Annotated in this window: 22 protein-coding genes, 1 tRNA gene and 1 pseudogene; 17 read left to right on the top strand and 7 right to left on the bottom strand. The window is 50.1% G+C overall.

Annotation, left to right across the window (positions count from 1 at the left end; all coding sequences use genetic code 11):
* Nucleotides 1-30 precede the first annotated feature (30 nt).
* The 5 genes from AC2D8L_RS09955 to AC2D8L_RS09935 all read left to right on the top strand — a co-directional run bounded on the left by AC2D8L_RS09955 (nt 31) and on the right by AC2D8L_RS09935 (nt 3664).
* A tRNA-Ser gene (locus tag AC2D8L_RS09955) sits at nt 31-120 on the top strand.
* Between the two features lie 112 nt (nt 121-232).
* A complete protein-coding gene (locus tag AC2D8L_RS09950) occupies nt 233-967 on the top strand; it encodes a FadR/GntR family transcriptional regulator (protein ID WP_484685330.1) in 735 nt (244 codons plus the stop codon).
* A gap of 251 nt (nt 968-1218) precedes the next feature.
* Nucleotides 1219-1614 carry a hypothetical protein gene (locus AC2D8L_RS09945; protein WP_484685329.1) on the top strand — a complete coding sequence of 132 codons (396 nt, stop codon included), beginning with the start codon at nt 1219-1221 and terminating at the stop codon, nt 1612-1614.
* 223 nt (nt 1615-1837) lie between these two features.
* Complete coding sequence (locus AC2D8L_RS09940) at nt 1838-2806, top strand: DUF2971 domain-containing protein (protein ID WP_484685328.1); 969 nt, start codon at nt 1838-1840, stop codon at nt 2804-2806.
* Nucleotides 2807-2881: 75 nt separating this feature from the next.
* Nucleotides 2882-3664, top strand: a complete 783-nt coding sequence (locus tag AC2D8L_RS09935) for a hypothetical protein (protein WP_484685327.1) — start codon at nt 2882-2884, stop codon at nt 3662-3664.
* Between the two features lie 33 nt (nt 3665-3697).
* On the opposite strand, the pseudogene AC2D8L_RS09930 reads toward AC2D8L_RS09935, so the two are convergent.
* A pseudogene (locus AC2D8L_RS09930) lies at nt 3698-4498 on the bottom strand (terminase TerL endonuclease subunit); the annotation flags it as partial.
* 433 nt (nt 4499-4931) lie between these two features.
* Here AC2D8L_RS09930 and phnF point away from each other — a divergent pair.
* The 12 genes from phnF to phnE (AC2D8L_RS09870) all read left to right on the top strand — a co-directional run bounded on the left by phnF (nt 4932) and on the right by phnE (AC2D8L_RS09870) (nt 15058).
* Nucleotides 4932-5663, top strand: coding sequence for a phosphonate metabolism transcriptional regulator PhnF (phnF, locus tag AC2D8L_RS09925; RefSeq protein ID WP_484685326.1), 732 nt, complete (start codon nt 4932-4934; stop codon nt 5661-5663).
* A gap of 1 nt (nt 5664) precedes the next feature.
* Entirely contained in the window at nt 5665-6093 is a 429-nt protein-coding gene (locus tag AC2D8L_RS09920; protein ID WP_484685325.1) for a phosphonate C-P lyase system protein PhnG, read from the top strand.
* 1 nt (nt 6094) lies between these two features.
* Nucleotides 6095-6628 (top strand): phosphonate C-P lyase system protein PhnH, encoded by a 534-nt coding sequence (phnH, locus tag AC2D8L_RS09915; RefSeq protein WP_484685324.1) that lies wholly within the window; start codon nt 6095-6097, stop codon nt 6626-6628.
* Nucleotides 6629-7690, top strand: coding sequence for a carbon-phosphorus lyase complex subunit PhnI (locus AC2D8L_RS09910; RefSeq protein ID WP_484685323.1), 1062 nt, complete (start codon nt 6629-6631; stop codon nt 7688-7690). It abuts the gene before it with no gap.
* On the top strand, nt 7687-8601 hold the full coding sequence (locus AC2D8L_RS09905; RefSeq protein WP_484685322.1) for an alpha-D-ribose 1-methylphosphonate 5-phosphate C-P-lyase PhnJ: 915 nt from the start codon (nt 7687-7689) through the stop codon (nt 8599-8601). The genes AC2D8L_RS09910 and AC2D8L_RS09905 overlap by 4 nt, the downstream gene beginning before the upstream one ends.
* Nucleotides 8598-9407 carry an ATP-binding cassette domain-containing protein gene (locus AC2D8L_RS09900; protein ID WP_484685321.1) on the top strand — a complete coding sequence of 270 codons (810 nt, stop codon included), beginning with the start codon at nt 8598-8600 and terminating at the stop codon, nt 9405-9407. The genes AC2D8L_RS09905 and AC2D8L_RS09900 overlap by 4 nt, the downstream gene beginning before the upstream one ends.
* A gap of 54 nt (nt 9408-9461) precedes the next feature.
* Complete coding sequence (locus AC2D8L_RS09895) at nt 9462-10139, top strand: ATP-binding cassette domain-containing protein (protein ID WP_484685320.1); 678 nt, start codon at nt 9462-9464, stop codon at nt 10137-10139.
* Nucleotides 10126-11292 (top strand): alpha-D-ribose 1-methylphosphonate 5-triphosphate diphosphatase, encoded by a 1167-nt coding sequence (locus AC2D8L_RS09890; protein WP_484685319.1) that lies wholly within the window; start codon nt 10126-10128, stop codon nt 11290-11292. Before AC2D8L_RS09895 ends, AC2D8L_RS09890 begins: the two co-directional genes overlap by 14 nt.
* A gap of 140 nt (nt 11293-11432) precedes the next feature.
* A complete protein-coding gene (phnC, locus tag AC2D8L_RS09885; protein ID WP_484685318.1) occupies nt 11433-12239 on the top strand; it encodes a phosphonate ABC transporter ATP-binding protein in 807 nt (268 codons plus the stop codon).
* A 43-nt stretch (nt 12240-12282) separates the two neighbouring features.
* Nucleotides 12283-13200 carry a phosphonate ABC transporter substrate-binding protein gene (gene phnD / locus AC2D8L_RS09880; RefSeq protein WP_484685317.1) on the top strand — a complete coding sequence of 306 codons (918 nt, stop codon included), beginning with the start codon at nt 12283-12285 and terminating at the stop codon, nt 13198-13200.
* A 62-nt stretch (nt 13201-13262) separates the two neighbouring features.
* Nucleotides 13263-14201: a phosphonate ABC transporter, permease protein PhnE gene (gene phnE / locus AC2D8L_RS09875; protein WP_484685316.1), complete on the top strand. Its 939-nt coding sequence runs from the start codon at nt 13263-13265 to the stop codon at nt 14199-14201.
* Nucleotides 14198-15058 carry a phosphonate ABC transporter, permease protein PhnE gene (gene phnE, locus AC2D8L_RS09870; RefSeq protein WP_484685315.1) on the top strand — a complete coding sequence of 287 codons (861 nt, stop codon included), beginning with the start codon at nt 14198-14200 and terminating at the stop codon, nt 15056-15058. The genes phnE (AC2D8L_RS09875) and phnE (AC2D8L_RS09870) overlap by 4 nt, the downstream gene beginning before the upstream one ends.
* 193 nt (nt 15059-15251) lie before the next feature.
* On the opposite strand, the gene AC2D8L_RS09865 is transcribed toward phnE (AC2D8L_RS09870), so the two are convergent.
* From AC2D8L_RS09865 to AC2D8L_RS09840, 6 genes are all read right to left on the bottom strand, one after another.
* A complete protein-coding gene (locus AC2D8L_RS09865; protein ID WP_484685314.1) occupies nt 15252-16004 on the bottom strand; it encodes an ATP-binding cassette domain-containing protein in 753 nt (250 codons plus the stop codon).
* Between the two features lie 4 nt (nt 16005-16008).
* Nucleotides 16009-17214, bottom strand: coding sequence for an alanine racemase (locus AC2D8L_RS09860; protein ID WP_484685313.1), 1206 nt, complete (start codon nt 17212-17214; stop codon nt 16009-16011).
* Between the two features lie 8 nt (nt 17215-17222).
* The gene (locus AC2D8L_RS09855; RefSeq protein ID WP_484685312.1) at nt 17223-18176 is read right to left on the bottom strand and encodes an ABC transporter permease; all 954 of its coding nucleotides are present in this window, start codon (nt 18174-18176) and stop codon (nt 17223-17225) included.
* Between the two features lie 83 nt (nt 18177-18259).
* On the bottom strand, nt 18260-19309 hold the full coding sequence (locus AC2D8L_RS09850; RefSeq protein WP_484685311.1) for a substrate-binding domain-containing protein: 1050 nt from the start codon (nt 19307-19309) through the stop codon (nt 18260-18262).
* Nucleotides 19310-19326: 17 nt separating this feature from the next.
* On the bottom strand, nt 19327-20577 hold the full coding sequence (locus AC2D8L_RS09845; protein WP_484685310.1) for a M20 family metallopeptidase: 1251 nt from the start codon (nt 20575-20577) through the stop codon (nt 19327-19329).
* Nucleotides 20570-21784: an ROK family transcriptional regulator gene (locus AC2D8L_RS09840; protein WP_484685309.1), complete on the bottom strand. Its 1215-nt coding sequence runs from the start codon at nt 21782-21784 to the stop codon at nt 20570-20572. Before AC2D8L_RS09840 ends, AC2D8L_RS09845 begins: the two co-directional genes overlap by 8 nt.
* Nucleotides 21785-21790 lie beyond the last annotated feature (6 nt).

Below are 21790 nucleotides of genomic sequence, written 5' to 3'. Positions count from 1 at the left end.
TAATATGTTCTGGCAGTTTACTGTCGCGCTGGAGAGGTGGCCGAGTGGTCGAAGGCGCACGCCTGGAACGCGTGTAGGCGGGTAACTGTCTCCAGGGTTCGAATCCCTGTCTCTCCGCCATCCTTTTTAAGCAATTATGTCAATTGAGTTGCGCCGTGCCAAATTGCACTGCCAGCGCCAAACCTTCAACTGCGTGTTGACTCATTAAACATCATATGTTTAATATAATCATATGACAGAGATGATGTATTACGATTTAAAGCAAATCGCTGGGCTTACGCCTAGCCTTTCTACGCAGGTTGCAAAAGAGCTGGGGCGGCGGGTGGTTGGCGGTGCATATAGCCCTGGCGACCTCATTGAGGATGAAACAGCACTTGCGGCCAAGTATCAAGTGAGCCGCTCTGTGGTTCGTGATGCTGTGAAAATTTTGGTTGGCAAAGGCCTGCTGGAAGTTCGAAGGGGCATTGGAACGCGGGTTCAATCCCGAACGAGTTGGGGACTGCTGGACGATGATGTTATGGCGTGGTCTCAATCCGCGCCGCCAAACGCTGAAACTTTCAAGCAATTGATGGAAGTTCGGGTCGTTTTTGAACCTATGGCGGCGCGTTGGGCCGCCGAACGCGCAAACGCTGAAAGCTTGTTGAAAATTGAACAAGCGGTTGACGCTATGTCTAAGGACATTTCGTCCGTCGAGGGATTTGTCATCGCCGACGCGAAATTCCATCGGGCTGTGCTTAGCGCTGCCAATAATGAGTTTTTGGCAGCGATGGAAGGGGTGATCTTTTCTGCGCTTTTGAGCAGCATAAGGCTCACCAATAAGGATCCCCGTGAAAATGAAGACTCAATTCCGTTTCACAGGTCAGTCTATGAAGCGATTGCTGCACACCAGCCTGATGTGGCTGAAGAACGAATGAGGAAATTGTTGAATGATGCTAGCGACCGTTTGGGACGACGGATCGACAACTAGTCATTCTTCATAACCGACCAAAACTAACGCAAAACATGTGCGCGTTTTCGCAACTTTGCGACACGGGAGAGGTGCGTCTGGCAAGACGCGGTCACGCGGCGGACTGAGTTCCGCCTGATCTGGAATAGCACAACGAGAAAATTGCAAAAACTCCAAACCGTTCAGTTTTGGAGAGGGTCGTTCTCGGCCAAAATTAGGACAGTTAGCGAGGAATAGATGCAGAGCAGAATTCGAAATCATGTTTGCCACCCATGGCAACCCTGCGTGAGCTGGCCGACGTCTATCGCTTCTGTGCAGCTTTTTCCAAGGGCGCGATGATGAAAATCACAAAAATCAAAAGCCACATCTTGCAGTATGACTTGCCAGAGGAATTGGGCTATTCGCAGCAGTTTTACAAAAAACGCACAGCCCACTTGGTCGAAGTCAGCACAGACGAAGGTGTTACAGGTTGGGGTGAATGTTTCGGCCCGGGCAATGTGGCCCTGGTCAATAAGACGATTGTTGAAACGCTTATCGCGCCGATGGTTTTGGGGGAAGACCCACTGAACAAAGATGTCATTTGGCACCGCGTCTACAATCTTACACGCGATCATGGCCAAAAAGGCATGTTAATGCAGGCGCTGTCTGGTGTGGATATCGCGCTGTGAAAGATTAGAGCAGTTCGTGCATTGCTGAAATTCACCGCTTAGGAATTGACTGACAAAGCTTCAATAGGCGCCGCAACAATCCGACGCGCAGAACTGCGGACCGAAAGTTGGGCATGACCGACTCTAACGAACTTGCAGTTCGTCGCGCTTTAGAAAAAGCTGGCATCATATTTTTAGAATCGAACAGCGAAGGGCCGGGCGTAAGACTTAGGAAGTAACGAGGTTGGCTAGCAACGATTACAACAACGATTTTTACGCTGCGTTGTTTCACCCCTATGCCGCAGAAAAAACTCGCAATGTTAAGGTACTGAACAAACGGTTAGTTCATTACTGTGCCGCAGATTCCGCATACAAGATATTGAAACACAAGGAAATCTGGCTTCGTAATCTACGCCTGATTAATGATTACAAGGAGGCAGAGTACGGTTTTGAACTGTTGACGTCAACCTATGCAAAAACCAAGGTCGGCAACCGACTGAAAACGGCAATCGCCTCAATTCACGATGGCATCTCAGAGGAAATCGAAAAACACTTTGACGGTTGGGTCGAGAACATCGCTACCAACTGCTACATTTCTTGTCTCTCAGTGCACGAAAAACCCGAAAATCTAATGGGCAGACTTTCAATGTGGCGAGCGTATGCTTCTCGCAACGGAGTTGCCCTAGTTTTAAACAATTCCCCGTTCCTTTCGGAAGCCAATCTCACAAATGTTTTTTCAAGCCCTGTCGCGTACCTGAATCGCGAGAACTTCGAAACTCAAACTGCCCGACTCGCAAAAAATTTCGAAGACAGCTCTGCTGTCCTAAAAAAGATGGAGCGGGGCGAATTTTTGAATAGGGTCTTTTGGGCGTTTCTGATGACCGTTATCTGTGTGAAACATCCGGGTTTCGCTGAAGAGCAGGAATGGCGTGTAATCAACATGCCAACCTACACACAGCCAACAGAATTGGTCAAAACAGAACAAGAGATGATTGGGGGAACTCTACAGGTTGTCCAAAAGCTGTCTCTGGTTTGGCCAGCTATTGACACGTTCCCGGGATTAAGTCCTGCGACACTTTTGGACCGGATCATAATTGGACCAACAAATCGTGGAGATGAATTGAAGGCAGTTTTTGCGGATTTGTTGAAAGAGTTGGGCGTCCCTAATCCCGAAGACAAGATATTCTTATCTGATATTCCGCTAAGAACTTAAGCCAAAAACAGCCGTTCAAGTTTTTTTGAAAGTCATTTTATGCCGCATAGCTTATTAAAACCAGTCTCCGATGCGATGGCTGATCGCCTTCGCAATCCAGTTTATGCATCATTTGGAATTTCATGGATCGCGACCAATTGGAGTGCGATATTCTTGCTTTTTTGGGGTGGCGGTGAAGCCGCAGACCGTCTCGAAAAGTTCACTGCCTCTTTGAACTTTCTAAATGCATTTATAATCCCACTTGTTGCTGGGACCGCGCTTCTACTGCTAATGCCGTGGATCGCTGTCGGTGTTGAGACTTTGACGTCTATGCCAAAAAACAGGCGTGTAAATATTCGTTTGAAACACCGAGAACATGAGCTCGACGAAGAAACTAAGATTGCATCTAAAGAAGCAAAACTCACACGCATTAAGAACGGCAACGCGGAGTATGAAGCAGTCGCGAATGAGCGAGATGACCTTAAAACTGAACTGGAAAGTCTGAAGCCGGAACTTCAAAAATTCGCCAGATTGGAGCAACCAGCGGACAAACTTGCAAATGCAATTCGTTTACTTGGAGCCTACGAAAAAATTGCACCCACACCGCGTGAGTTCGAGGAGATGAAAGGATTGGCGCAAGAAGCAGCGCGTGAAGAAATTTGGTCGTTTGGGAAGGACATCACCGACGCCGAGGGAAACTTAAAAACCGCTTTGGACGTAAGCAAAAAGGGCGGCAACACAAGGATTTATATCGACGAGGCACTAAGCATTCTGAGGGGAATAATATTGGACCATCAACCAGCAAAGATCGCTGGCGGGTCACAAGCCAAGTATTCTGAAAGCGATTCGAAAAATCAAAAGGAAGTAATTCCGAAATAATCTGCAGTTTCTCAGAAAACAAAGACCCATGCGTCAAAAAACAAGTGGCCCATCTACTAAACACATTGGTGCTTCTTGCAATTCATGCCGTCTCGCCAAATCCAACGCCACAATCCCGTCAATCCGTTGGCGGGATTTTGATTTGTCAAGCTTCCTCGCACCTGTTGGATCAATCGTCACCACCGCGTTGCTGGCGTTCCATTTCAATATTGGCTGGTCACCATGCCGAAACCGCGCGTTGATCATCAACCGTTCAAACTCTTCAATGGCCGTGCTCATGCTTTTGTAACCTTGGCCAAATTCGCTCAGTTCAATTTCCACGTGCTCGTCGTGCATTTCGCGCATGAGGTCGTTTATCCGCCAACGGTCATAGGCAATAGCTTTGATGTCGTATTTGTTGGCCAGTTCGCCCATGCGCTGCACCACATGCCGATAATCAACTGACTTGCCGGGTGGCGTTTCCAAAAAGCCTTGTTGCGCCCATGTGCAGTCGGGAACGCGGTCTTCGTCTTCGTTGTCGCGCAAACCTTCTTTAGGTAACCAGAAATGCTGCACCACATCAAATCCGCCTGCATCGCCTGGAAACACCATCACAAGGGCGGTCAAATCTCGCGCTGTAGAGAGGTCAAGGTCGCCATAGCAGGGACGACCCTCTAGTGCCTTTAAATCAACCTCACCATCGCATTCTTTCCACTCAGCACCATTGAAAAACCGTGCTTCAGCATCAATGCGCTGATTGAGGTAGAGATTGCGAAACGTGCTTTCGAATGCGGGCATATGCTGCGCCCGAACGGCTGCTGCTCGCATTTCTTCAAGTGACCGAAAATCACCAAGCGCCGGATTGCAGTTTTACCAAACCTTTTTCGTCCCACGCATCTGCATCGTCCAGCGCGCGATAGACTTAGTCGAAAGCTTTTGTATTCAATTCTGATGGTAATCTATTGGGCATCGGCAAATGTTTCCATTGGTGCATTGTTTATCGCCGGTTAGGTGCCCGGCATCACACTTTGGCTCCCACAAGTCATAGTTCCCGATCTTGTAGGGCGGTAAATGTCACCGCGCCAGAATTTCGTTTTTGGTGCGGTGACATCTTCATTGGCTTGGATGCGATACATCAAAGGCAGGTGACGCACAATTTGCACCACGGATAAACGCGTCACATTTCTCGACAAACTGATCACGCCTTTCTCAAATTTCGGCCGCACGTCACATAAATGTTGCGTGCAACCGATATGATTAATTCATCCGAATGAATTTGAGAAATCAGATGACCTCCAAATGGATGATAATTCGAAATGCGCTTGATGCGGATATTGCAACTGGCGTCTTAAAGCCGGGTGAGCGATTGCCGACCGAGCCGCAGCTAGTGGCGAGATTTGATGCGGGTCGCCATTCTGTACGGCGCGCGCTGGCGGCGTTGGCGCTTGAAGGTAAAGTCAGAACCCATCAGGGCAGCGGTACCTATGTCGAAACGCGTGAACTCATTAAATACGTCATTGGCCGCCGCACAAGGTTCCGCCAAAACCTGATTGAGCAAGGACTTGCTCCGGGTGGCAAATTGCTGGGCCATTGTGTTGTTGACGCCTCTGAAAAGATCGCAAATGCGCTGAACATCAAGCCCGGCGCGTCAGTCTATTGCCTTGAGCGTTTAAAGACCGCGGACGGCATCCCCGTAGCCTTCGTCACCGCTTATAAGCCGGTCGAATTATTTCCAGACTTTGTCAATAAGCGTGCTCAGTTTCGCTCCTTAACGGACACTTATAAGAGCTACGGCATTCAAGATTATGTCCGCACTGACACTTCAATTTACACAAGGCAGGCGCGGGCAAATGAAGCCAATGCGCTTGAACAACATCGGCAGATGCCCGTGATGGTCGTGAGCGCTACAGACGCCACATTGGACGGCGTGCCGATCAACCACTCGCAAGTCGCGTGGGCAGGCGCACGGGTGAAATTCACATTTAAAGCAGACGTAAACGAAAATACCTTGGAGTCCTAGAATGGCCGAAAAACAGACACGCCATGCCGCGATATTGAACATATTGGCCCGTGCTGAAGCCAGCGCATTGAAAAGCCTAGCAGAAGAGTTGCTTGCGCAAATTGGCGAGGTGGAGGTCATTCAAAATCGCACTGGCCTTGTCATGTTGCCCATGCAAGACACGGTGGTTGGGACATCGTTTCACCTCGGCGAAGTATTGGTCAGCGAAGCCCACATCAAAGCGCACAATGTTGATGGTTATGGCATGCGTACTGGGCGTGATCTGGAAGCCTCAATGGCGATGGCCGTTATCGATGTGGCTTGGCAAGCAGGACTAGGCGTTGATCGCATAGATGCCTTTGCTGATCGACAAACATCAGACCTTGCTCAAATTGACGATGATCAGATGCGGGCCGTCGAAGCGACGCGCGTGAATATGGAGACATTCTAACATGGCCGTGCCGATTAGAAATGATGAGGAAGTCATCGCCAATGCGGCTTTTGACGCGTTATTGAAAGCAATGTCGCGGCCTGGCGAGGCGTTTGAAATTCCCCAAACCGGGGTTTCAAGCATCATCTTGGCTTTATTGGATCGTGAATGCACTGCATTCACCGCAAACGCCGCTCTTAGCTCTAATATTTTGGAAACGGGGGCTCATTTAGTGCCCGCTGAAAGGGCTGAATATGTCTTTTGCGATGCGGTGGATGCGGCGCAGATCATCCCAAAGCTGATGTTAGGTTCTGACCTTTATCCAGATGATGGCGCGACATTGATTGTGAATGTTAGCGGCGAAGATGGTCTTCCATTGTCCCTTTCAGGACCGGGTATTTTGGGAAAAACAAACATTAGCGATTGGCGGTTAGGACAAACGGTTTGGCACCTGCGGGCACAGCAAATCCGATACCCGATGGGTTTTGACATGGTCATCATTTACAAAAATCAAATCGTGGCGCTGCCGCGTTCAACACAAATTGAGGTGGGTTAGATGGCCTATGTTGCAACGCGTGGCGGCGAGCGCGCAATCGAGCAATCCGAGCGTTTGTTCCGCGAGGAAATTGGAGACTTAACGCTCGAAAAAGTTTCAAAAATACGTGATGCATTGCCCTATCTCGTGGATCGCCTGATGGGCGAAGCATCACTTTATGATCGCGATGTTGCAGCGCTTGCGCTGGCGCAGGCAGGCGGCGAATTGCACGAGGCTGTTTTGCTGTTGCGGGCTTGGCGCACAACGCAACCAAGAATTGCTATAGCTGCTCCTGTTACCCAAAGCGGTACACATGTGGTGCGCCGCATATCCGCAGCGTTTAAAGATATTCCGGGTGGTCAGTTGCTTGGCCCATCACTTGACTATTCACACCGGCTGCTTGCCACCCAAGTTCTCACCGGGGAAACTGTTCAACCCATGCCAGTTGAGCGAGCAGAAAAGCCAGCGCCCAGACACCAGCCCAGCGTGAGCACTTGGCTCGCGGATCAGCAGTTGGTGGCGCAAAGCGACTTGGATGAAACCCCAATTGAAGACATTCCCGATCTAACACGCGAGCCTTTGCTGTTTCCGGCAAAGCGCGCCCATCGCTTGCAAAGTCTGGCGAGGGCAGACACAGGCGGCGTGCTTGCTTTGGGATATTCCGCCATGCGCGGATATGGACAAGCGCACCCAACAGTAAGCGAGTTGAGACTGTCCGAAGCAGAAATTGAAGTGGAACACCCCTCGGGCACCAAATTCAGCGCAGGCCGTGTCAAAATCAGCCAAGCGGAGGTCGTCTCTAAGGCCAAAAGCGGCAAGTTGGAGCGCGGATTTTCAGCGACATTTGGGTGGAACGAAGTCAAATGCATCTCTGCTGCGACATTGGATCTGAATGCGGATGGGGCGGAGAAGAACTCAGCGGTTGAGGAAGAATTCTTCCTTTATCACACAGAAGGCGTGGAAAGCTCTGGTTTCTGTATTCATTTCAAACTGCCGCACTACGTGACGTTCCAATCTAGCCTTGATGCGATGCGGGACGCGAACAAGAAAAACAGCGTGCCCAAAATGGAGGCAGCAGAATGAAACTCAAATCACTCAGTAAAGCGTGGGAGCCGCTTAGTTACGGCTTTCTAGATGCATCCGCAAAGCGCGAAATTCGGCGTAAAATGCTAAAGGCCGTGGCCGTGCCAGGCTGTCAAATGCCCTATGCCAGCCGAGAGGTGCCAATGGCGCGCGGTTGGGGCACAGGCGGGTTGCAGATTTCCCTGACCCTGTTAAATCCCAAATCGGTGGTCAAAGTCATCGACCAAGGGGCAGATGACAGCGTGAATGCCGCCTCAATTCGCAAGTTCCTCACAACGGTGACCGATGCGAACTCGACATGGGACACGCTTGAAGCAAACCTCATTCAATCTCGCCACCGTATACCCGAAGAAAAGTTAACCCGCGATCAGGTGCTTGTTTTGCAGGTGCCAAACCCGGAACCCCTGCGGTCTGTAGAACCAAACATGTCGATTGCCAGGCAAATGCATGCGGACGCAAACTATAGCCGGATGTGGTTGCAGCTTTACGAGCAAATTGTACGCTCCGGACGGGTAATGCAGGGGGCGAGTTATCCCTCAATGGTCAATAATCGACACGTTATGACCCCTTCGCCGATTCCGCGGTGGGACGTGCCAAAATTGAATATGGCGGACAATCTCACCATTCTTTCAGCAGGCCGTGAAAAGCGTATTTTTGCCGTGCCGCCATACACCAAGGTCGAGCCGCTGGTGTTTTCAGATGTGCCATACAAAGTTGAAGACCATCATGATTTTGTGTGCGAACGCTCAAGGTTGCGCGGCTTCTTTATGAATGAAATTCCAAATGATGATGGATCGTCGTCGTTCGAAGTATCTGACAGCAATCTGGGCATCAAAAATTTAGACGCGAAGAGCGGCGAACCTAACAAAATTGGGGACACATGGTATAAAGAAGGGCAGTGGCAATCATGAAAAACGCGAACCAAAATGCGCTAAATGCACCCTTATTTGTTGCGGACGACCCCGTGCTAACCATGCAAAACATCTCCAAGCGCTATGGTGATGTGGTGGCGGTCGACCATGTCGGGGTTGAAGTATATCGTGGCGAAGTGTTGGGCATTGTGGGCGAAAGTGGGTCCGGCAAGTCAACGCTTTTACGCATGATGAATTTACAAGAGCAACCTGATATAGGCGACTATCAACTCGACATAAGAAAAGACGTGACGAACCTGTTTGAACTTGATCGATTTGCCCAGTTGCAAATCCGGTCGCGTCATATTGGGATCGTTTATCAAAACCCGCATCAAGGGTTGCTGATGAAACATTCAAGCTCTGGCAATGTGGCCGAGCGTTTGCTGATCGCGGGCGAACGTCGTTTTGCGGTGCTTCGGGAAAAGGCACAAGATGCTTTAGCTTCAAGTGAGTTCCCGCTGAGCCGCATGGATGCGCCGCCGATCGAATTGTCCGGTGGGATGCAACAGCGGGTGCAGCTTGCAAAAGCCATCGCGCTAGAACCCGAACTATTATTGCTGGATGAACCTACAACCGGTTTGGACGTTTCTGTGCAGGCTTTGGTGCTCGACACGTTAAAAAAGCTTCAGCAACAACGCAAAATTACCATGGTCATCGTCAGCCACGATCTTGGTGTTATTCGCACCATGGCGGATCGGGTGATTGTGATGAAGTCGGGACAAATTGTGGAGCAGGGCCTTGTTGATCAGGTCTTCCAAGATCCCCAACATCCCTATACCCAGCAACTGGTTCACGCAAAACTCTAGGCCATCATGACACAACCGATTTTAACAATTAGAGGGCTCGAAAAGAGCTTTCAAATGCACCATTTTGATCATCAACTTCATGCCTTTTCCGGCTTGAATCTCAGTCTTGATCCAGGTGAATTTGTGCTGCTAAAAGGGGCAAATGGTGTTGGTAAATCCACCATGCTGCGCACCATTTATCGGACATATTTGCCCGTTGAAGGTGAGATGATGTTTTCTTCACAGCGGGGACAAATAGATTTGGCCCGCGCAGCAGATGTCGACATTGTGCTTTTGCGGGCCGAAGAAATTGGGTTCGTGACCCAGTTTTTGGTGGCACGCCCCCGTGTTGCGGCAGAAGAAATTGTCGCAGAGCCACTCATTCAAAATGGTATGTCCCAACAAGAGGCAATTATTGAAGCACGCCATTGGCTGAAAATTTTTGGCGTGAAAGAAAAATTATGGCGTGCTTACCCAACTACATTTTCTGGCGGTGAGCAGCAGAAGGTGAATTTGGCGCGGGCCCTTATTTTGCCGCGTCGTTTGTTGTTGTTGGACGAACCAACCGCGTCCCTGGATGCGGGTGCCCGTGCAGCACTGACCAACCGGTTGGCGGAATTGAAATCAAGTGGTGTTGCCATGATTGGTGTTTTTCACCATCCCGGCGATGTGGCTGAATTGGTCGACCGTGAAGTTGAATTACGCGTCGCAATAGAAGAACAAAAAATGGAGCCGGCAAATGTGGCTGTCTGATCTAAGAATTGTCAAACGTGACCACGTCATCGAGCGTGGGTCGGTTCGAATTGAAAACGGCCTGATCGCTGAAATCCGTGATGAACCAGTTTCTGGTGGTGTTGCCGGCGACGGGCTAACCTTAATGCCCGGTTTTGTCGATATGCATGGAGATATGATTGAACGCGAATTGGAGCCGAGACCACGGGTCAACATGCCCCCCGAAATTGCGTTTCGGGAACTCGACCGGAGGCTAGCTGGCTCAGGCGTAACCACTGCTTATGCCGCCGTTTCTTTTACCGCCGGTGCCGCAGGGGGCGAATTGCGCTCATTTGAACATACCGGCAATGTCATACGGCAGCTTCATGCGCTGCGTAAAAACTTACATGTTGATCATCGCATCCACGCCCGTTTTGACATTACGTTTGATAATTCATTGGCGGTAATTCGTGACCTCATCCAAGACGATACACTTGATTTGGTATCGCTGATGGATCATACGCCAGGCCAAGGCCAATATCGGGATATTGAACGCCATGTGAACAATGTGGCGCATATGCGCGGCATATCAGTTGAAGAAGCACAGGTGGCCGTCAAAAAGAAAATCCAAGACCGCAGTAAGCCCGCTGAGGTCCTTTCAACGACCCTGAATGAAATCTCGAAATTGTGCCATGCTAACAATGTAACTTTGGCCAGCCATGATGATGATAGTGTTGAAAAAGTATCGCTCATGCACGCCTTGGGCGTCGCGATTTCTGAGTTTCCAGTTGATATGGTCGCGGCAAAAGAAGCCCATGCAAAAGGGTTGGCTAACGCAATGGGGGCACCCAATGCGTTACGTGGGCAGTCCTATTCCGGCAACTTGTCTGCGCGCGGTGCCCACCAGGCTGGTGTGCTTGATATTCTTGCGTCTGACTACCATCCCAGTTCAATTTTGCCTGCCATTCTTATTCTGGCACAATCCGACCCGGACGGGTTGGCAGGGGCCGTGCGCTTGGCAACAGCAAACCCGGCAAAGGCGTTAGGTTTGAATGATCGTGGACAAATTGAAGTGGGTAAGCGGGCTGACCTTGTCATCGCGCAAACCGGATCCATGGGGCATGTCGTCACCAGCATGCGGGACGGTCAGGTAATTTATTCTGATGGTCTAATTCAATTGGGACGGGCTGCATAAACCTACATCGAACGAATAGATGAAATTCGTTCGATGTTTTGACATAAGTTTTACAATTCTGCGCAGCTAGCGTCATCTACGCTTGATATCACTTCCTCAACTCATTCGGACGAGCTGTCTGAACTAAATTGGAGGAAGTCATGAGCACTTTGAAAATAAGCGGACTATCCAAACATTTTGGATCAACTATAGCGGTTAGTGACGCCAATCTAGAGATCGGGCGCGGCGAATTTGTTGGTGTTATTGGCCGGTCCGGTGCTGGAAAATCGACACTATTGCGCCTGATCAATCGACTAATTGAGCCCACAACCGGTTCTATATTTTTCGATGGTGAAGACATCACCCAATTAAAAGGCAAGCAGTTGCGCCAATGGCGCAAAAACTGTGCCATGATTTTTCAACAATTCAATCTCGTTGATCGTCTAGATGTCATCACTAATGTGCTTGTCGGCCGCATTGCTGAACACGGTATATTGTCTTCTACAGCCATGCGTTTTTCTGACGAAGAACGCGCCATGGCCGCCAAAGCTTTGGACAGGTTGGACATGATCCCTTTTGCTCTGCAACGGGCGGGAACCCTTTCTGGTGGTCAGCAGCAACGGGTCGCGATTGCACGGGCGTTGGTGCAAAATCCACGCATTATGCTGGCGGACGAACCGATTGCCTCACTTGATCCGGGCAATGCTACCCGTGTGATGGAAGCATTGCGCACCATCAATAATCAAGATGGCCTGACGGTTCTGGTCAATTTGCACACGCTTGATACTGCCCGTGAATATTGCAGCCGTGTCATCGCCATGCGCGAAGGTCAAATCATGTTTGACGGACCAGCCTTTGAACTAACAGACCTTGTCGTGCGTGATATTTATGGTGCCGAAGGGCTCGAAGATTTCAACGAAGCGGTCACCTCCACATCCGTGGGCAAACCAACCAAGGTCGCCGCTTAAACCTATCCCCCCAAACAAAATATCTCACCTAGGAGAACCTAAAATGAAGTTGCTAACAAGCACAGCGCTATTGGCGCTAATGATTTCGCCTGCTTTTGCGAACGGTTGGAAAGAAGACTATCAAGTCGTCAAATTTGGCATTCTTTCTGGTGAAAATGAGCAAGATCGATTGGAGCGAAATGAGCCATTGCGGGTCTATTTGGAAGACAAGCTAGGCATCAAAGTCGAGATTTTCACGGCCGGCAATTATGATGGTGTTATCCAAGCGATTTCAGCTGATCAAATTGAAATTGCGCGTTTTGGATCGTCATCCTATGCAGCGGCATTTACGGCAACAAATGGCAATATTGTGCCAACGCTGACCACCAAAAAACAGGACGGAACAACAGGCTATTACTCAATCGTTGTGTCTCGTTGCGATAGCGGTATCAAAAATCTTGATGACGCGAAGGGCAAAGTACATGCCTTCGCGGACCCAGACTCAACTTCCGGCTATGCAGTGCCATACTACAATATGGTCAATCGTGAAGGCTTTAAGCCCGAAGATCATTTTGGCACCGTGACTTTTTCTGGTTCGCATGAAGCCGGTGTACAGGGCGTCGTGAATGGCACGTTTGATACCGCCTCAACCTACCAAAACAATGATGCAAGTGGTGTTTATCAGCGCATGATCGCCAAAGGCATGATCGAAGATAACCAAGTGTGCAAAGTCTGGGAAAGCCCTGAAATCACGTCGGGCCCTTGGACATTCCGCGCTAACTTGCCTCAAGACATGATCGAAGATGTTTCTGCAGCAATTCAAGCTTTCCCGCAGGCTGACCCAGAAGGTTACAAAATCTATTCTGACTGGAACGAAGAAGATGCAAATCCATCAGTTGGATTTCACCCAGTAGATCACGAGCGCTATCAATGGATCGTTGATATGCGTCAGTGGATCAAGGAACAGCGCCGCAAGGGCTAATCGCAATAACAAAACCGGGACGGGGCAATTAGCGCCGTCCCTTTTGCTATAGGATGAAGAAATTGGCTGTTCAGTCCGTAATTTCCAACGACATCACATCATCAAACAAAATCGATGAATTCGAACGCAAGTATGAAATAGATCGTCGGCAATCCCGGATTTACTGGACCGTCGGCCTATTGATATTTTTTCTGGTCTTTTATGTCACTGCATGGGTGGGTGATTTTTTCAAAGTCACGCAGGTCTCGCTGCCAGACGGTTCGCGTGAATGGATGTGGATTATTGCGGCCGGCATTCCACGACTAGGCGAATATTTATCGCTGACCTTGCCTTCCTTACAATTTGAAACGCTTGGCGCTGATCTTGCCAACTGGTTTTGGCGTTGGCCCATTTGGCTGAGCTTGCTGTTTGAAACAATTTTGATCGCGTTCATGGCAACGGCACTTGGTGTTTTTGGCGGGTTTGTCCTTTCATTTCCGGCCGCAAAAAACTTAACACCCAACAAATATGTATTCTGGGCAAGTCGTCGATATTTAGAAATTGCACGCACCGTTCCTGAACTGGTGTGGGCGCTGATTTTTGTATTTTGTTTTTCGGTTGGGCCAATGGCCGGGGTGTTGGCGATTGGTCTTCACGCCACCGGATCGCTGGGCAAACTATATGCCGAGGTCAACGAGAATATCGATATGCGCCCGCTAGAGGGCGTCAAAGCATCGGGCGGAAGTTGGTTTGATCAAATACGGTATGGGGCGGTCCCTCAAATCATGCCCAACATCATCAGCTACACTTTGCTGCGATTTGAGATCAATGTCCGTGCCTCCTCCATCATCGGATATGTTGGAGCTGGTGGACTTGGCCAGGAATTTCGCACAGCCATGAGCTTCCAAGAATATACAGACCTGTCTGCACTATTCGTCATCATCTTCTTCACCGTAATGATCATCGATTATCTCTCAGAAAAACTACGGCACCGCATAATTGGCATGGGAGAACGAACATGAACGTGACACAAAAAGATATAGAGCACTACCGCTCAACGTCTCCCCAACTGTTTAAAGAACCGCTCACTGTGCGCCTTCAGCGTACCAGTGTATGGGCGGCGATCATCATCCTACTTATCTACTGTTTGGTGGTTTTTGACTTTTCTCCTATCCGCATTTTTACCGGAATGGAGCGCTTTGGACGCGTAATGGGTTTCATGTTTCCGCCCTATATATGGTCGAGTTGGGCTGAATTCGCGCCTATCGCTGAAGGTCTTTTGGAAACCTTGGCGATTGCCTTTTTGGGCACCGTTCTGGGTGCGGTCGTTGCATTTCCATTGTCTTTTTTAGGCGCGAAGAACATCAACAAAATTCCGTTTTTGCGCCACACGGCCCGTCGCGGGTTTGACATTGTGCGTGCCTTTGAAACGTTGATTTTGGCCCTGATTTTCATTCGCGCCTTCGGTCTTGGACCGCTGGCAGGCATTTTGGCAATGGCCGTTTCCGAAATTGGTACATTCGCAAAATTGTTCTCAGAAGCGATTGAAAACACATCGGAAAAACCAGTTGATGGGATCAAGGCATCAGGTGGCTCTCGTTTCCAGTCCATTCGCTTCGGGATCATGCCGCAGGTTAGCCCGGTCATTATTTCGATCCTGTTGTATAACTTTGAATCCAACGTCCGCTCCGGCACAATATTGGGTATCGTTGGTGCGGGCGGCATCGGATTTTTGCTGTCAGATCGCATCTCCGCCTATAAGTGGGGCGAGGCGTGGTCGATCATCTTTTTGATCATCGCGATGGTCTATTTGATCGATTGGCTGAGTGGCAAAATTCGCAACAAAATCATCGGCGAGCCGAGCAAATCAGACAAGTAGCTAAATTGGATTTGCGAGGGTTGAGCGCGCCGCAATTCCCATGTCGAAAGGCAATGTTCAATGCTAGCGTTTGAGGGATCAAGGGCGAAAGGCAATTGGCAATCGACCGCCTTTTGTTGGTCAAAAAACCGACAACCAGGGATCAAAAGTCATCTTTGGGGGCAACTTGCGCCGGGGCTCAATTCAAGTTCGTCTAAACCCCGGTGATCATTGAAACGATCTCGTTCTTGTCGGTCTTTGCCGTTTCACGGATGCCAATTTGTTTGCCTCGCCGCAAAACGCAAATGCGGTCCGAGAGGCGGAAGACTTGATCCAAACTATGGCTAATGATGAGGACAGCGAGGTCGCGTTCTTTTAGGCTAGCGACAAGTTTTTCAACTTTTGCTGTTTCCGCCACACCTAGCGCTGCGGTCGGCTCATCCAGAAGCACCAACTTCTTTGCCCAATGTGTTGCCCGTGCAATCGCCACGCCTTGACGTTGACCGCCCGATAAGTTGCGGATGGTTGTGCGCGCAGAAGGAATGCGAACGTCTAATTCTTCAACGAGCTGTTCTGTTTCCGCGATCATTTTCTTGCGGTCCAATTGGCCGAGCGGACCACGTGTTTGTTCGCGGCCTAAGAACATATTCATGTAAACGGCTTGCTCATCCGCTAGCGCGAGATCTTGATAAACAACTTCAATTCCAGATGCTCTTGCTTGGGTTGCATCTTTGAAATTCACTTGGTCACCATCAAAAGAAATCGTGCCCGAAGTGGGGGTATAAACACCTGATATGATTTTAATCAGGGTAGACTTGCCCGCACCATTGTCACCAACAAGTGCAACAATTTCGCCCGCTTTTAAATCAAGCGAAAAATCCTCGATCGCGACAACGCCGCCAAAAGATTTATGGATATTTTCAAGCCGCAGCACATCTCGAGGCGCATCAACAGATTGATTGTTCATTTGACTACCTCAAGTTGGGCCAAGCTTCTGCCTGACCAAATATGTTTTCAATTGTTTTCACTTTTGGTGTGCCCTTGGAAATACCCGAGATACCAACCGTATAGCCTCGCTTAACAAACGCTTGCCCACGAAAACCAAACACAACACTGTCGCCCGATTTGGGTGACACATTTTGCGTCGCATCAATCATTCCATAATAGTCGATGGCCGTTGTGGGTGGAATTTCAACGCTCGCCAAGGCAGCATCGTCTGCGGTTGGTGTCGATGACACGATCGCTTTCACATCGTAATCGGGGAACACTGGATCAATATATAATCCGCCACCAAAACAATATGCCTTGTCTTCATGCAAGTGTGAGACTTCGCTCAAATAGACAGCTGCTGGCAATTCCGGGAGGTCCTTGATCGCATGCAACGGCGTTGTACCATGCAATGCATTCCCCGGTTCGCACTGTGTTGCACCCGCGTTTGCAAGCGCCTCGAGCACTACGGACGATGTGGTGCCGGGCGCATTAATCTCGATGTCTTGGTAACCCGCGTCAACCAGAGCAATGGCCGCAGCTTCAAGCGTTGAAAGGTTATGCGTCGGCAAAACCTCATTGCTGTCTTGATCAAAAAGCAAAGCGGGGAATGTTGTGATGCCTGCAAATCTTGCGCCATCTAACCCGTCAACCAACCGGGCGAACTCAACGATTTGCTCGGCCTTTACCCCGCCTTCATGGCCTTTATAAAAGGTATCCCCATCGGCTTTGATGCGAACGAGAATGTCTTGTATGCGGCCAGCCTTCTTTGCAGCGGCGGCAGCTTCTTTCGCCTTTTCGATACTGAAAACTGTCCAATAGTCTGGCTTGATATACCCAGCGACCAAATCGGCTTCAAACTTCGGCACTTGAACAAGATGCCCAACGTGCCCGACCTTTAGGCCAGCGCGGGTGCAGGCAACGGCACACGCCACATCAACGGCAACTGCGCGGTCAACACCGCCGCGAATTGAGGCTTTGCAAAAGGCTGAGTTTCGGCCGACCTGTTTGGTCATTGCGAAAACTTTCATGCCCAAACGGTCGCCTTCCGCGCGCAAAATGGCGGCATTATGCTCTACAGCATCTAAATCGAGCACATAGGCATTGGCTGGTATTTCACCTGCCTGATGCAGTGCAATTGCGGTTTCAATCAGCTTTGGATTTCTTCTTCGAATGAGGTCGAGAAACATGATTTCTCCTATCGGTTCACGTCGCGTAATGAAATCGCGACGGCAATTAGAATTATGAGACCACGGACAATCATTTGGTCTGAAACTGAAAGCCCCATCAATATGAGGCCGTTATTGAGCATGCCCATCATCAACGAGCCTACCAAGGCGCCGATGATCGTTCCTTTGCCGCCATTTAGGGCCGTGCCGCCTATGATCACAGCAGCGATGACGGTCATCAAATCACTTTCGCCCAATGTGTATCGTGCTGATTGCAAGCGACCCGCATAAAGCAGTCCAGCCAACCCTGCGCATGCTCCACATGCCATCATCACCAACATGCGAACGCGAGGAACTTTAATGCCAGAAACTTGTGCTGCGCGGGGGTTATCACCTGTCGCCAATACATGCGCACCGAATTTTGTTTCGCGAAAAACGAAGTGCCCTAGAGCGACAGCACCAATTGTCCAAAGGACCAAAGATGGAATGCCAAACAAAGAGCCGGAACCGAATAGGTCAGTAAATGTTGAATTCAGTACGGGCACGGATCGCAAGTCAGTCATTGTACGCGCGATACCAGCAAACAGGCCCATTGTCGCCAAGGTCACCAAGAAGGATGGAAGGCGTAGATAGGCAACGAGAACGCCGTTGAAGAAGCCGATTGCAACACCGACGCCCAAGCCTGCCAAAATACCGAAGAACAATGGCTGTTCGCCAAGTACTACCGCGCTGGCCAGCGCTGAAACGGCAACAATTGAGCCGAAGGAAAGGTCGATTTCACCGGCTGCTAGAACAAACACCAGTCCGATCGCCATAATCGTTGTGGGCGCAGTCTGAAGAGCGATGTTTGTTAAATTACGTTGGGTCAGAAACCCATCATCACCAAGGGTTATGGCGAAAAACAAGAAGATCAGCAGAAAGCCAATATAGACGACATATTGCGTCAAATTTAGTTTCTGTGAAAGTTGAGTTAGCTTTTGCATCTGCAAAATCCTGTATGGAGCAACTGGGTGTTAGACCGCAAGAATGGGGGCAGCATTGCCGCCCCCAATAGGTCGGAGGGAGTTTATTGGGTTAGGCTTTTTGGTGCTTCGCGATGTAGCGAAAGCATCCAGCCTTCTTTTATGTTTTCACTCGTCACGGTCACAGCAGGGGCAACCACAAATGCTGGGCTAGATTGGCCAAGCAAACCACGCGCGGCAGATGCTGCCATCGCACGACCAAGCTCATAAGCTTCATCAGCGACCAAGGCACTCACATTGCCACCACGTACCATGTCCAAAGCAATTGGCTCTGAAAGATCGAGGGTTACAATTTTTGTGGTCTTGTTTCCGTTTGAGCGAAGTGCAGACAACACGCCTTCAGCAGGTCCGGCCCAAGTCACGTAGACGCCACCAAGGTCAGGATGCTTAAGCAACATGGCGTTGGCGATTTCTTCGGCCCGTGCTGGGTCACTAATGCCAGCTGACGCGACGATCTCCATATCAGGATAGTCGTTTTCAATGGTTGTCTTAAACGCATTGTCGCGTTGGTTCGTCACATAATATGTCGCATCATGGAAAATCCAACCAACAGAGCCTTTGCCGCCCATATCAGCCGCCAAAGCGTCTGCAGCTTGCTTGCCCATTTGGAAAAGATCATCGGTTACGATTGATGCATATTGCTCGCCATGGACGTACCCTGCTGGCACGTTAGACAAGAACACCAATTGCACGCCAGTTTCGGTCGCTTCTTTAAAGGCTGCGGCAGACGCCACAGGATCAAGCGGCAATGCCAACACAATGTTCGGCGATTTTGCCATCACCGTTTCAATGTCACTGCGTTGTTTTGCTGTATCAAATCCAGCATTTGTTGTGGCCACAACTTCGATGCCCAAACGATCAAATTCGTCCGTCGCGCCTAAAGAAACAGCACTAACGAAATCAGACTGATCGTGCCAAACGAACGCGGCTTTATAGTTGCCAGCCTTAAGCGCAGACACGTCGCTATCTGCAACAGTAACTTCAGATGAAGGGGTCGCAGCCTCGCCACTTGGGCCAACCGTTTGTGCCCAGGCAGAGCCGGCCAATGCAACGGCGGCGATCACCGACAGTGCAGTTTTTGATAGATAATGCATATTAATTCTCCTCTTTGTTATTGATTTTCAACGCCACAAAAATTGACAATGAATTCTGCAAACGCGGTTATGCCTGCAAGATATTCATCGATCGAAATGCGCTCCTCCAGCGTATGACAATTGGCGATATTTCCGGGGGCGCAATAGACAGTGGGGCACCCAAGTCGTTCAATGAGAAACGGCGCTTCAGACCAATAGGGCGCGCCGTCAATTTTGCCCCGATTGGGCATATGTTCAGTGATGATTTTTGCGAGGTGCGTAATCGCCGGTAGTGCGGGCGAGATATCAGTCGGGGAGCCACCGAACTTGTGATCTCTACCTGCTGGGTAGGCGATTTTGAAGGAACAGCCCGTATCTACGAGGCCATTTTCAATCGACTTTTCAAGCTCAGCCACGGCCTCATCAAGGCTTTGGCCGGGTAACAATTTGCAGATCAAAGACAGTTTGCATTCGCCTGGCACGGCAATGTAGCCACCGCCCATTACCTCTGTCACAAGAATGAAAGGACGACCCACCAATTCATGGTTCGCACGTTCGGCCATTATGTCCGAAAGCGACCAGATTTGTTCTAGTACTTTGTGCCCAGCTTTTAGGGCGTCAACACCTTGCTCCGGCACGCCGAAATAGGCAGACTTTCCAATAATCTCAATGTCAGCGATGAAGAAACCCATTTGGGCAGGGAAAACTTGGAGCTGCGTTGGTTCCACATAGACAGCAAAGTCGGGATTGTTTTCGGCAAGAAACGCATTTGATCGGGTTAGGTGGTTAATGCCGGCGCTTACGCCCATGCCTTCTTCACCACTTTCCTCGTCACCAATAAAGGCAAACGAAACATCACCTTTCAAGGTGATCCCGGCAGCGTCGATCAGGTCGAGGGCCGCAAGGCTTGTGCAAATCCCGCCTTTAAGATCGCCAGTGCCGCGTCCCCACATCTCTCCATCGACAATAGCGCCGCCAAATGGGTCCTCGCGTTCGTCGCCAGTCCACTTCTCGCGCCATCCATCCACATGTACTGTATCTGTGTGCCCGACGAAGAGCAGGTTTTGCCCGCCGCCAGAACCAGCCCGTTTGCCGAATATGTTGGGTCGGTTAGGCAGGAATTCTTCAAGCGATGGTGCCAATTGCCGTGCACTCATTTGATCGTTCAAGTAAGAAACGAAGTTGGCTTCATTGCCCGTAATACTGTCTCTCGCCACCGCGCCACGCAGCAGGGATATCGCTTTGTCTCGGTTCAAGTGCCCTTGAAGTTTCTGGGTCAGATTAGCCATCGACAAGCGCCTCCAACTTCGACAATTTCGCGGGTGGCAAGCTGATTTCTGCACCTGGTATGCCACCTGACAGAAGCGTCGCATGCACTTGGCTCAATCCAACAGAAGCTGCGCCGATTAATGCCGCACGTCCGCCTAAATTACTGATTTCAATTTCGGTATTTGAGCGAGAAAGACGTGATAACTGACGTTGAACCCGCTCCGCGAGTTCAACACGCCGTCCGATAGAGCCGCCAAATATGATTTGCTCTGGATCGGTGATCGCCATAATCGCGGCGCATGCGCGCGCCACTTCTCGTGCAACCCGATCAAGGACCGTCCGGGCGTTTTGATCGTGCTCAAGACGGTCGAAAATCTCAGGAACTTGAAGCTTTTCACCAGTCAATTCCAGATAGTGTGCTTTGATACCGTCGGTTGCAGTTACCCGTTCTAAGGCACCTTGACGCAAGGATTCTTCCTCGAATGGGTCGGCCCCAAACGGCAAATAACCGAGTTCGCCAGCAGAGCCATTTTTGCCGCGGACGAGTTCACCGCCAACCATAATACCCGCGCCAATTCCGGTTCCGATCGCAATATAGGCAATATCGTCGAACCCAAGCCCAACGCCGCCCCAATGTTCGCCCAGAACGGCAAGATTGACATCGTTTTCTACAACGACATCAACACCCAGTTCCGCTCTCAACTCTCCATTAAAGTCTATTTCGTCTAGATGCGCGATATTCGGGGCCATACGGACCGCACCAGTCGCAGTGTCGGGAACACCGGGAACACCAACGACGACAAGGCGAAGTTTTCCAAGAGGCAAATTTCGTTCGACCATGACCGATCGACAAAGGGTTGCGACCTGCCGCACCACATCGCTGCCACCGTTTGGGTTGGTCTTTTCAGATGCTTCGCCAAATATCGTACAGGACAAGTCCGCAATTGCCACACGCACGTTGGTGCCGCCCAAATCCACTGCTGCAACAAATGCAGCATCAGGAACGACTTCATAATTCATGGCAGCGCGACCAACAGAGCCTTTGTTTAGCCCGACCTGACGAACCCAACCCTCATCTTCGAGTTGCTTTGCAACTTCTGACAAGGTTTGTTTCGAGAGCCCCAAACGCTTGGCGATTGCCGCACGCGAAATAGGACCTTCGTGGGCAATTGTCTCAAACACATTGCATTTGTTCAATTTGCGTATGTTGTTTGCTGCTTCGGTCATAGAGCC

The sequence above is a fragment of the Maritalea sp. YIW29 genome, from assembly GCF_057219265.1.
Note: the sequence above shows the minus strand (reverse complement) of the source record. Positions and strands in the feature narration are given on the sequence as shown.